Source organism: Kitasatospora sp. MAP5-34, assembly GCF_029894335.1.
Taxonomy (GTDB): Bacteria; Actinomycetota; Actinomycetes; order Streptomycetales; family Streptomycetaceae; genus Kitasatospora.
This window is the reverse complement of the sequence record NZ_JARXZC010000007.1, coordinates 145,575-157,724: the sequence shown is the minus strand read 5'-3', so window position 1 is coordinate 157,724 and position 12,150 is coordinate 145,575. Positions and strand designations below refer to the sequence as shown.

The following is a 12,150-nucleotide window of genomic DNA, read 5'->3' as shown; positions in this document are numbered from 1 at the left end:
TGACGCTCCACCTCCGGGCAGCCGGGGGCTGCCCGGAGGGGCAACCACACTGCTACTCCACCCGGAGGTGACCATGCACGTTGCTGACCAGGATGTCTGCACCAGGCTGACCGACCTGTTCCGGTCCAGCTCGGCCCGCTACCGGATGATCGAGCACGAACCGGAGGGCCGCACCGACATAGCCAGCGAACTGCGCAGACATCCGCTGGAACAGGCCGCCAAGTGCATCGTGGTGCGCGTGGCGACGGGCAAGCGCTCCCGCCGCTACGTGCTCGCGGTGGTACCGGGCGATCGAAAGGTCGACCTGGACGCCCTGGCCGAAAGGTTCGGTGGCCGGGAGGCGTCCTTCGCCTCCCTCGAGGTCGCCGAACGCCTCGCGGGCAGCGTGAGCGGGTCGATCACCCCGTTCGCCTTCTCGCCCGAACTGGAACTGCTCGTGGACGAGGGACTGCTCGTGCACGATGAGATCTTCTTCAATGCCGGACGGCTCGACCTGTCGGTCGCGCTCTCCGTCTCGGACTACCTCGATCTGGCCCGACCGACCGTCGCGCCGATCGCCGCCTGACCGCCGGGGTGGGCGGGGCCACCGCCCGGCCCACCCGTCGCAGGTCCCGAGCCGACGTGCCGACGCGCCACCCGGGAAATTCATGTGCACACCGAGCATCCGGTCGTCAGTCTGTGACCATGAAATCCCAGCCCGACGACGTCCCCGGCCACGGCACGGACACCAGCGCGACCGACTGGATCACCACACCCATCGAACCGCGCATCCTGCGCGGCGCCCTCGAGCTGGAACGCACTGCGCACGGGGTGCTGCCGCACCGGCTGCCCGCCCGGGCCCGGAAGCAGTTCCCCGACGGGTATCTGGCCATGGTCGAGGCCCAACCCTCAGGTGTGCGGCTGGTCTTCCGTACCCGGGCCACCGCCGTCGAGCTGGACGTGCTCCCGACGAAGACGGTCTACCAGGGCGGACCGGCCCGTCCGGACGGCGTCTACGACCTGGTCGTCAACGGCCGTCCGACCGGCCAGGCCGTTGCGTCCGGTGGCAACGTCCACACCATCGACATGGCCAACCAGTCTGCGGTCACCCGCCCCGGCCCGCCCGGCACCGTCCGGTTCGCCGAGTTGTCCGCAGACGACAAGGACATCGAGATCTGGCTGCCGCACACCGAGATCACCGAGCTGATCGCCCTGCGCACCGACGCCCCGGTCGAGGCCGTGCCGGACGGTGGCCGCAGGGTGTGGCTGCACCACGGCAGTTCGATCAGCCACGGTTCCAACGCCGACAGCCCGACCGCGACCTGGCCGGCGTTGGCCGCCGCCCTGGGCGGCGTGGAGCTGATCAACCTGGGCTTCGGCGGCAACGCGCTGCTCGACCCGTTCACCGCGCGCGCGATCCGTGACACCCCGGCGGACCTGATCAGCCTCAAGATCGGCATCAACCTGGTCAACACCGACCTGATGCGCCTGCGTGCCTTCTCCCCGGCAGTCCACGGTTTCCTCGACACCATCCGCGAGGGGCACCCCAGCACGCCGCTGCTGGTCGTCTCCCCGGTCCTCTGCCCGATCCAGGAGGACACCCCGGGCCCCCTCGCAATGGACTTCGACGGCCAGAAGCTGCAGTTCCGGGCCCTCGGCGACCCGTCGGACCGCGCCGGCGGCCGGCTGACGCTCAACGTCATCCGGGACGAGCTCTCCCGCATCATCGCCGACCGGGCGGCCGACGACCCGAACTTGCACTATCTCGACGGTCGCTCGCTCTACGGCGAGGCGGACTTCGCCGAGCTGCCGCTGCCCGACCTGCTGCACCCGGACTCCGCCGGTCACCGCCGGATCGGCGAGCGCTTCGCCGAGCGGGCCTTCGGCGACGGCGGTCCGTTCGAGGTCAGCGGGGGCTGAGCAGCAGCGGGATCAGCGGGGACCGAGCGGCGGCGGGTACCCGGGTTCCCGGCAGCGGCGGCCCTCCGTTCGATGGGTTCGAGGTGACGTTCTATCGTCCGAGTGAGTGCTGAGAGGTGATTTCAAGGGGAGCGGCTTACAGGTATGACGGACCAGAGCACGATCGCGCCGGACCGCCCGTCCGATGTCGCAGCACCGAGCAAGCGGCGAATCGGCTCTCTGGAGCTGCTTGTCGGGGGGATGCTGGTACTGCTGGCCGGGCAGTACTGGCTGGGGGACTGGTTGGACACGCCCGGGCTGCAGGCCTGGGCCACGGTCTTCGTCGCGATCTGCGTCCAGGCGCTCCCGTTCCTGGTGCTGGGTACGTTGCTGTCCGCAGCGATCACCGCGTTGGTGCCGACGGCCTTTCTGGAGCGGGCGCTGCCTAAGCGGGCGGCGCTCGCGGTGCCGGTGGCCGGGCTGACCGGGGCGGTGCTGCCGGGGTGTGAGTGTGCCTCGGTGCCGGTGGCGGACGGGCTGATCTCGCGTGGGGTGGCGCCCGCTGCCGCGCTGGCGTTCCTGCTCTCCGCGCCGGCGATCAACCCGGTGGTGCTGACTGCGACGGCGGTCGCCTTCCCCGGTCGGCCGGAGATGGTGCTGGCGCGGTTCGCCGCGTCGCTGGCCACCGCCGTCGTGGTGGGCTGGCTGTGGGCGCGGTTCGGCCGCCCGGAGTGGCTGCGCCCGTCGGTCCGGCGGGCGCAGCCGACCGGTGCGGGGCGGTGGACGGCCTTCCGGGCCGCGTTCGCGCACGAGTTCCTGCACGCGAGCGGCTTCCTGGTGGTCGGGGGCATCACGGCTGCCACCCTCAACGTGGTGGTCCCCAGGCAGTTCCTCAGCGGCCTCGCCCAGCTGCCCGGTGTCTCGGTGCTGGTGCTGGCGCTGCTGGCGGTGGTGCTGGCGGTCTGTTCGGAGGCGGACGCTTTCGTCGCGGCCAGCCTGAGCGCCTTTCCGCTCGCCGCCCGGCTGGCCTTCATGGTGGTCGGCCCGATGGTCGACGTGAAGCTGGTGGCGATGCAGACCGGTACGTTCGGCTGGTCCTTCGCCTGGCGGTTCTCCGCCACCACGTTCACGGTCGCGGTGGCGGCCTCGGCGCTGGCGGGCTGGTGGCTGCTGTGAGCGGAGCAAGGGCGAGCGGCGCAGGGGCGAGCAGCGCAGGGGCAGCCGGTACGAGGGTGGAGAGCGGCGGAGGGGTGGCGCGGTGAAGCGCGAGGTACAGGCGATTCTGCTGGTGCTGCTGGGCGCGGCGATCCTGCGCATCTCGCTGTTCAGCGACACCTATCTGAGGTACGTACGGGAGGCGTTGGGGCCGTACCTGATCGCCGCCGGGCTGGTGCTGGTGGCGCTGGGCGCGCTGAGCGCCGTTGCCGCCCTGCGCGGTTCCCACGACGAGGACCAAGACGATCACCAGGGGCACGAGGGCCACGGCCACGGCGAGGGCCACAGCCACGGCCCCCGGATCGCCTGGCTGCTGATTCTCCCGGTGGCGACCATCTTCCTGGTCTCGCCGCCCGCGCTCGGCTCGTACACCGCCCAGCACGCGGCGAGCGCCGTGGCCAAGCCGGACACGGCCGCGCGCGGTTTCCCGGCGCTGCCCGCCGGTGATCCGCTGGCGATGCCGCTGGCGGAGTTCGACGTGCGGGCGCTCTGGGACACCGCCCGTCCGCTGGCGGGCCGCCGGGTGAAGCTGCTCGGGTTCGCCACTCCGAAGAGCGGCGGCGGTTGGTACGTCACCCGACTGGTCATCAGCTGCTGCGCCGCCGACGCGATGACCTACAAGGCCGAGATACGTGGTGCGGCTGCTCCGCCTGCGGGGAGTTGGGTGGAGGTCACGGGCGTCTGGCAGCCGGACGGGCAGTCCACCCAGCCCGACGCGGTGCCGGCCCTCACCGCCGCGCAGGTGGTGCCGGTGCCCCAGCCGCGCGATCCGTACGAGTGATCGGTGGTTACCATCGCAGCGAACCTGTGACCGATGTGGTGGCCTGGTACGTCTTTCCCTCCTGGGGAACCAGAGTCCTCACCGTTCAGTAGTACTGAGTGACAGTAGGTCTGTAGAACTTTTCCTGGAGCGAGGTTGATGGTGAGGACCACTCGGCGTACGGCCATCCTGGTCACAGGAGGCATGGGCATCGCTGTCGCGCTGGCGCTCGCTCCCCTGACACGGGGCGCCGGTGGCCGGTCGCCGGCGGCCGCCCTGCAGGCCGGAAGCCCGGCGTCGGTCAGCGCCTCGCCGAACGGCGCCCCGGGCGGCACTCCCACCCCCCGGCCCACCCAGCCCTGGGACGGGAAGGTCCACGTACTCGGTGACGGGTCGACCTCCGAGACCGGGCCGGAGCCCAAGCAGCCGGTGCCGGTGAAGCTGAAGCCGGGTGAGAAGCCGCCGCAGTTCGTGGTCTTCTCCTGGGACGGCGCGCTGGAGGGCGACGACCACCTCTTCTCCCACTTCCGCGAGGTGGCCAAGGAGAGCAACGCCCAGATGACGTTCTTCCTGAGCGGCATGTACCTGCTGCCGAAGTCCAAGAGCTACCTCTACAGCCCGCCGCAGCACCCGGTCGGCACGGCGGCCATCGACTTCCCGACGGACGCTCACATCAGGGGCACCCTGGAGCAGCTGCGCCAGGCCTGGCAGGACGGCGACGAGATCGGCACCCACTTCAACGGCCACTTCTGCGGCCCGAAGGGCGGCGGTGACTGGAGCACCGCCGAGTGGCAGAGCGAGACCCAGCAGGCCTACTCCTTCGTCGAGAACTGGAAGACCAACACCGGCTTCTCCGACATCGCGCCGCTGCCGTTCGACTACCAGAAGGAGCTGGTCGGCGGCCGTGCGCCGTGCCTGGAGGGCCAGAAGACCCTGCTGCCGGCCGAGAAGGCGCTGGGGTGGCGCTACGACGCCAGCTCGCCGGGCGACTTCCAGATCTGGCCGGCCAAGATCAACGGCATCTGGAACTTCCCGTTGCAGGAGCTGCCGTACCCGAAGCAGAACTTCCAGGTCCTCTCGATGGACTTCAACTTCCTTGACAACCAGAGCAACGGCAACGTCCAGGGCGACCCGTCCAAGTACGCGGGTTGGGAGCAGGAGGCCAAGGACGGCTACCTGAACGGCTTCGAGCGGGTCTACAACGGCAGCCGGGCGCCGCTGTTCATCGGGAACCACTTCGAGTCCTGGAACGGCGGCATCTACATGAAGGCCGTCGAGGACGTGATGCGGGACGTCTGCAAGCGCGACGGCGTGCGCTGCGTGTCCTTCAAGGAGATGGCCGACTGGATGGACGTCCAGGACCCGAAGGTGCTGGCCCAGCTGCGCCAGCTGGACCCCGGGCAGGCCCCGGACTGGACCAGCATCATCAAGTAGGACCGACGGCAGGGAACAGGAAGGCCGGGACCCCTCGAGGAGGGGTCCCGGCCTTCGCAGGCTCCCGGGCGCCTACTCGACCGGCACGGTCTTCATGTAGGTGCTCCAGATGTCGAGCGGGTAGTTGGTGGCGGCGGCGGACTTGGCCGGGTCGCCCTGGCCGTCCAGCGGCAGTGCCTCGACGCCCTTCGCGTCCAGCCGGAACACCGCGACGGCCGTGGACAGCTGCCCGCTGTAGCCGACGAACCAGCCGGCCTTGTTGTCCTGCGTGGTGCCGGTCTTGCCGGCCACCGTACGACCGGGCAGCTGGGCGGCCTTCGCGGTGCCGCCGTCCACCGTGCCCACCAGCGCCGCGTTGACCTGGCCCGCCACGTCCTGGGTCAGTACCCGTGCAGAAGCCGGTTTCTGCACGCCGACCGAGGCTCCGTCACGGGTGATCCGGACGACCGAGTACGGATCGGTGTGCATGCCGCCCGCCGCGAAGGCCACGTACGCGTCGGCCATCCGCACCGCGCTCGGCGTGGAGTTGCCGAGCGAGAAGGCCGGTACCTGTGCCCCCAGGGTCTCGGGGAGCAGCCCCAGGTCGGTGGCGGTCTTGCGCACCTGGTCCAGGCCGACGTCCAGGCCGAGCTGCAGCATCGGGGTGTTCACGGACTGTTCCACCGCCTCGCGCAGGCCGATGCTGCCCCAGGACTTTCCGCCGTCGTTGATCCCCTTCACCAGCTTCCCGTTGCGGTCCCAGTACGGGCCCTCGGGGGTCATCAGCTGGGCCTGGTCGTCGCCGTTGTAGCGCGTCGTGGGGGAGACCGGGGTGCGGCCGGTGTCCCGCTGCCGTTGAACGCCCTGGCCGAGCGCGGTGGCGTAGACGAACGGGGTGAACGCCGAACCGGCCGGTACGATGGCGGAGTTGGCGTTGTTGTAGCCCTGCTTGAGGTAGCCCGGGCCGCCGTAGATCGCGAGTATCCGGCCGTCCGCCGCCACCGTGGCCGCGCCGACCCGCAGCCCCGGGTCGGCGTTCAGCCGCCCGGCCGCCGCCTTCACGGAGTCGGTCAGCGCGGTCACCTTCGGCTTCTCGAAGGTGGTGTAGATCTGGTAGCCGCCCAGGTCGAACTGGGCGTCGGAGATGCCGGTGTGCGTGGTCACGTACTGCTTGGCCATGTCCACCAGGTAGCCCGTCTGCCCGGTCAGTCCGGCCTGCTTGGGCGGGTCGATGGGCTCGGGGAAGGTGGTGTACGTCGCCCGCTCCGCAGCCGAGAGCTTCCCGATCTTGACCATCCGGTTGAGGGTGTAGTTCCACCGGTCCACCGCCCGCGCCCGGTTCTCGGGGCGGACCGCCGGGTCGTAGAGACTGGCTCCCTTGAGCAGTGAGGCGAGAAAGGCGCCCTCGCTCGGGTTGAGCTCCGAGGCGTCCTTGCCGTAGTACGCCCTGGCGGCCCGTTGGATGCCGTACGCGCCGCGCCCGAACCAGCTGGTGTTGAGGTACCCCTCGAGGATCTGCTGCTTGCTGGTCCGCTGGTCGAGCTTGATCGCGATGAACATCTCGGTGAGTTTCCGGCTCACCGTCTGCTGCTGGCTCAGATAGGCGTTCTTCACGTACTGCTGGGTGATGGTGGAGCCGCCCTGGGTCTGACCGCCGGTGGCCATGTTGTACACGGCCCGGCCGATGCCCTGGGGGTCGATGCCGTAGTCCGTGTAGAAGGTCTCGTTCTCGGCGGCCAGCACCGCCCACTGCACCCCCTGCGGCACCTTCTCCAGCGGCATGTCCTGCCGGTCGACCTCACCGGTCCGGGCCATCTCGGTGCCGTCGGCCCAGTAGTAGACGTTGTTCTGCTGGGTGGCGAAGGCCTTCAGGTCGGTGGGGATCTGCGTCTGCGAGTAGGCGTAGCCCACCACGCCGACCAGGGCGACGGTGCTGAGCAGCGTGGTGATCAGCACCTGCCGCCCGGACGGCAGCCAGCGCCGCACACCCCGCCGACCGGGCCGGGGGTAGCCCCGGGAGCTCTTGGGTGCCCGGTGCCCCTGGGGCCGCTGGGCCCCCGGGTGCTCCTTAGGCTCCTGCTGCCCCTGGCCTGGCAGTCGTCCTCGGCGTAGCAAGGTCGAGAGCGGGCCACGCAGACGCCCGCGTATGGACGCGGTCGCGCGCCGACTGCTGGCAAGCATGTGCCCCCCGTGATCTACGTCCCCGATCGAATGCTCATAGTAGGAAACGTTTGTTAGAAGATTCTGGTTTCGCGGCTGCGCTCGATGATTCGTGGACGGCGCTGTCCGTGACCGGTCCCGGTCAGATCGAGGGCTTGCTCAGCCGCACTTCATTGCCGAAGCAGCCGGGGCCGGAAAATGGAGCCTCGCGCCACTGGGACGCCGCTGAGGTGCCGCTGCCCTGTCCTGGTCGGTGCGCCCGACGCACGGCGGTTTCTACCAGGCCGACCATGGCAGGCTCCAGCCGCTCAGGCCGTTGTCCGGCTGGACCTGGGCACCCACCGAGTTCTTGACGATCACCACGTCGCCGATCATCGAGTCGGCGTAGAACTTCCCCGCCACGGAGTTGTCGTCGCCGGTTTCGGTGTCCGGCAGGCCGACGCAGCCGTGGCTTATGTTCTCGTGGCCGGCGGCGGTGACGGCCTTGGGGTTGCCGTGCACGTAGGTGCCGGTGTTGGTCAGCTTCAGGCCGTGCGGCTCGTCGACCACGTACGGCGAGCCCTTGATGGTCGTGGTGGCCGAGTCCATATGGATCATCCGGCCCATCTCGAACACCACCATGGTCCCGTTGTACGAGGGGTTCTCGTCGGAGCCGGTGGTGACCGCGATGTCCCTCGGCGCGGCGCCGTCCTCCGCGACGGTCATCTGATGTGCGGCGGAGTCCACAGTGCTGATCTTGGACCGGCCGATGGTGAACGACTCGTCGCGGTCGGAGTTGCCGTAGACGCCGGGGGAGAGCTCCACGTTCGTGGTGCGGTAGTGCACCGTCACGGTGGTGCCGGGCTTCCAGTAGTTCTGGGGGCGCAGGTCGAGCCAGTTGTCGTCGTTGAACCAGTGGCCCTTGACCTGGGTGCCGTCGGAGGCCACCACCGAGATCGCCTTCTCGGCCGCCGCCTTGTTCTTGACGGTCTGGTGGAAGTCGACCCGGATGATCATGCCGACGCCGTAGGTCGCGCCCGAGGACAGGTTGTCCTCGGTACGGGCCTTCTTCGCCGGGGAGAGCGTGGTGAAGCTGTTGGTCACGCTGGTCGGCACCCCCTGGGCGTCGACGGCCTGCGCGTCCACCTTGTACGCCGTCCCCACGGCGAGCCCGGCGGACGGTACCCAGCTCAGGCCGTCCGCGCTGACCGCCCCTTGAACGGCCTTCCCGTCCGGGCCGGCCACCGACACCTGGGTCAGCTTGCCGCTCGTCACGGACACCTTCAGCGCGCCGCTCGGCGCCACGTCCTGGGCACCGTTCTTCGGCTCCACCTCCACCTGGGCCGCCGAGACCTTCGGCGTGGCCGGCGCGGCACCCGACGCGTTCGCGGCCTTCGATCCGCCCCCGGAGGTCCCACCGCCACAGGCCGTGAGCAGCAGGAGCATGCTGCCCAGCGCCAACGTCGTCACGGCCCGCCGGCCCGACGGCCTCGGCTTCCCCATCGACCGGACGCCGACCGCACGCTCACCCGTCGGCCGTACTCGAATCGACTGCATTGCTCGTCCCCCTGCTCGGTCCCGCTCTGTGCGGCTCTGTTCACGCGTGAGCCGGACGTCCGGTGCTGACCTTGCTGAAGACCGACTCACCTGATCTCACGTGTGAGCGGAGCATCAGGTCTCACCTGAACGGCGACTGTCACAGAATCAGGACGTTTGTTCGGCCGCCGAGCCGCCGAGCCGCCCGCGCGGGAAGCGCTGGGCCGTCACGACGACGTGGAGCGGGGCCGCCCGGGGGTACCCACCCCTGGACGGCCCCGCTCCTTTCGATAGCGCTGCGGTACCGCTGCCGTGACTACGGCTGTGACTACGGCTTGGCGAAGTAGCCGAACAGGTCGGCGATCACGTCGGTCTGTCCGGCGCGGTTGTAGATGTCGAACTTGCCGTTGGCGCCGAGCGGCGTGATGGCGTGGTTGGGCACGATCTGCTTGGCGGTGAAGTTGACGTTGCTGGTGCCGGGCTGGGGGGTGCCGTCGGCCCAGACGGTCAGGAAGCCGCTGCCGGTCGGCGTGACGGCGGTGACGTTCAGGACCGCGCCCGTGGCCCCGGCCGGGGCGCCCGAGTCGACCGCGTGCGAGGCGCCGGCGCCCAGCGTGCCGGTGCCGTCGTAGCGGGTGTCGGTCAGCCGCTTCGGCGGTACCGCCGTGAACAGGCTGCCGCCGTCGGCGGAGTAGTAGCCGAAGACGTCCGCGATGACGTGGACCAGGCCGCCGGTGTTGCAGATGGTGACGGTGCCGTCCGGGTCGATCGGGGCGATGACCTGGTTGGCGACCGTCTGGCCGGCGCTGAAGTTGAGGTTGGAGGTGGCCTTGGTGTGACCGACCGTCAGGAACCCGTCGTACTGCGGGCTGGTGACGGTCATGTTCAGTACCGCGTACGTGGCCTGGGCCGGCACCCCGCCCTGGCCCCGGATCGCCAGCGTGGTGGTGCAGTTCGAGCTGATCGGGCCTGCGGTGGGGACACCGATGCCGTACCGGGTGTCCATCAGTCGTACGGGCGCGACCGGTGCGTACTGGCTGCCGGTGTCGGGGGTGTACTGGCCGATGGCGTCCACGACCACGTCCACCGGGGAGCCGGAGCCGCCGTTCCAGATGTTGACGGTGCCGTCGGTGCCGACCGGGACGGTGACCAGGTTGGAGACGATCGAGCCCGGGGTGTAGTTGATGTTGGAGCTCTTGGGCTGGTCGAGGCCGCCGGGGGCGGCGGTCAGGTAGCCGCCGCCGGTCGGCTTGACGGCGGTGACGTTGAGGACGACCGCGCTGGCCGCCCAGTCGGCCGGGATGCCGGAGTCACCGACGTTGAGGGTGAGCTTGCCGCCCGGGGCCAGCTTGGTGGGGTGGCTCCCGCTGCGGGTGTCGGCCACCCGGACCGGGGGGTACGCGCTGTAATTGCTGGGTCGGTAGCCGACCTTGACGGTCTTGGTGAGTGAACCGGTCTGCCCGCCCTGGTCGGTGGCCGTCACGGTGACCTGGTAGTCACCGGCGGTCCGGTAGGCGTGCGGGAGGGTGTTGCTCGCGACCGGGCTGCCGTCGCCGTAGTCCACGGTGTAGCCGGTGATCGGCCACGGGCCGGTGGTGCCACTGGTGTTGATGGCGTAGACCAGCGGGTGCAGGCAGCTCCGGATCTGCATGGTGCACGGCGCGGCGGTGAAGGCCACGGCGGGTAGCCCCGGCGGGCTGATCTTCACCGGCTGGTCGATCTGATAGGTGGAGGCGTTCCCGGCGGCGTCCGTCTGGGTCATGGCGACCGTGAAGGAGCCGGCCTTCTGGTAAGTGTGCTTCGCGGAAGGGTTGTCGGACACTACGGCGGGAGTGCCGTCACCGAAGTCGAAGGAGTAGCTGACCGTTGTCGGCCAGTTCTGCTGCGAGCTCGCGGTGGCCGTGACCGTCACCGGGTACGGGCCCTCGGAGTTGTCGAGCCGGACGGTGGCCGGGGTCAGGCTCTGCAACTGGTAGGCGCCCCGGTCGCGGTGGCCGGTGCCGGGGTGCGGGGCCTGCGTGTCGTCCTCGATCGGGTTGCCGTTGAGGTCGGTCGGCAGGATGCCGGGGGCCTTGTCGTCCGCCGAGTTGAGCGCGGGAGAGGTCGGCTTCAGACCGTTGTCGGCGAAGCCGTCCTGGCCCAACTGCGGGTCGGCGACCAGGTCGCCGGTGCCGGGGACGGCGCCCGAGCCCGGGCCCGAGTACGCCGCGGCGTTGGCGGCCATCAGGTCGGCCGGGGTGTTGTAGAGCTTGCCCGCCCAGCTGTACGGGACGCCGCCGCTGACGGCGTTCAGCAGGTTGTGGCTCACCAGGGAGTTGAACGCGGACCCGATGTCGAGCGAGAGCAGCGGGCTCTGGCCCGCGCAGCCGGTGCCGGTCGCGTCCAGGATGTTGTTGAAGATCTGGGCGCTGTTCGACTGGCCGGTCAGCGTGACCAGGGTGCCGCAGTTCTGCAGCAGGGTGTTGTTGGTGATGGTCGTGGAGGCGGCGTTCTGTGTCACGATCGTCGGACTCTGGCCGCCGGCCAGCTCGTTGGCGGTGATCACCGTCCCGGTCGGGGCCCCCACGACGGTCTCGGCCTCGTCCAACAGCACGGGCGTCCCGTTGCCGCTGATCAGGCTCCGGGAGATCGTGTCGCCGTTCGAGGGGCCGAGGACCTGGATCGATCCGCGCTCCTCCTTCAACGGCGGCTCGTAGTCCTGGCCGAGGTGGTCGAGGGTGATCTGGCTGGCGCTGGTGAGCACGGCGGCCTGCCCGGCCGAGCCGATCTCGAAGTTCCGGATCACCACGTCGTGCACGCCCTGCAGCGTGAAGGCGGTTGCCGCGTTGTCCGGTTGGACGAAGGCGGTCTGCGCGTCCGTCCTGTTGTTCCAGGCGCCGGTGGTGATGGTGATCGGGTTGCCGGGCGTGCCGGAGTGCCGGACGGTCACGGCTTCCCGGTAGCCGCCCGGCTTTGGCGCCACCTGCACCGTCTGGCCGGGCTGGGCGGCGTCCACGGCGGACTGGACGGTGCAGTAAGGCAGTGCCGAACCGCTCCCGGTGTCGGAGCACGGGACGGTCGGATTGACGTAGAGCGTCTCGCCGTTGGTCGTCGCGGAGGCGGTCGGGCCGGGAAGGCCGCCGGTGAGCGTGACGGTGACAGCGGTGGCGAGGCCGGCGAAGTGTCGCAGGCGCACGGTGATACCCCCTGTAAATGTGACGCTCCGTCCC

8 protein-coding genes are annotated in these 12,150 nt (G+C 70.0%); 5 read left to right on the top strand and 3 right to left on the bottom strand.

The features are described from left to right. Positions 1 to 73 precede the first annotated feature (73 nt). The 5 genes from P3T29_RS09760 to P3T29_RS09740 all read left to right on the top strand — a co-directional run bounded on the left by P3T29_RS09760 (position 74) and on the right by P3T29_RS09740 (position 5,287). Positions 74 to 565 (top strand): YbaK/EbsC family protein, encoded by a 492-nt coding sequence (locus P3T29_RS09760; protein ID WP_280715911.1) that lies wholly within the window; start codon positions 74 to 76, stop codon positions 563 to 565. Between the two features lie 119 nt (positions 566 to 684). Continuing rightward, positions 685 to 1,899, top strand: a complete 1,215-nt coding sequence (locus P3T29_RS09755; protein WP_280715910.1) for a GDSL-type esterase/lipase family protein — start codon at positions 685 to 687, stop codon at positions 1,897 to 1,899. Positions 1,900 to 2,139: 240 nt separating this feature from the next. After that, a complete protein-coding gene (locus P3T29_RS09750) occupies positions 2,140 to 3,054 on the top strand; it encodes a permease (protein WP_280715931.1) in 915 nt (304 codons plus the stop codon). 82 nt (positions 3,055 to 3,136) lie between these two features. Next, the gene (locus P3T29_RS09745; protein ID WP_280715909.1) at positions 3,137 to 3,874 is read left to right on the top strand and encodes a TIGR03943 family protein; all 738 of its coding nucleotides are present in this window, start codon (positions 3,137 to 3,139) and stop codon (positions 3,872 to 3,874) included. A 183-nt stretch (positions 3,875 to 4,057) separates the two neighbouring features. Then, a complete protein-coding gene (locus P3T29_RS09740) occupies positions 4,058 to 5,287 on the top strand; it encodes a hypothetical protein (protein ID WP_280715908.1) in 1,230 nt (409 codons plus the stop codon). A gap of 72 nt (positions 5,288 to 5,359) precedes the next feature. Here P3T29_RS09740 and P3T29_RS09735 read toward each other — a convergent pair whose 3' ends face one another. The 3 genes from P3T29_RS09735 to P3T29_RS09725 form a co-directional block, all read right to left on the bottom strand. Continuing rightward, a complete protein-coding gene (locus P3T29_RS09735) occupies positions 5,360 to 7,252 on the bottom strand; it encodes a transglycosylase domain-containing protein (protein WP_348532807.1) in 1,893 nt (630 codons plus the stop codon). Positions 7,253 to 7,702: 450 nt separating this feature from the next. Next, on the bottom strand, positions 7,703 to 8,962 hold the full coding sequence (locus P3T29_RS09730) for an Ig-like domain-containing protein (RefSeq protein ID WP_280715907.1): 1,260 nt from the start codon (positions 8,960 to 8,962) through the stop codon (positions 7,703 to 7,705). A 307-nt stretch (positions 8,963 to 9,269) separates the two neighbouring features. Further along, a complete protein-coding gene (locus P3T29_RS09725) occupies positions 9,270 to 12,116 on the bottom strand; it encodes a PKD domain-containing protein (RefSeq protein WP_280715906.1) in 2,847 nt (948 codons plus the stop codon). Positions 12,117 to 12,150: the final 34 nt, after the last annotated feature.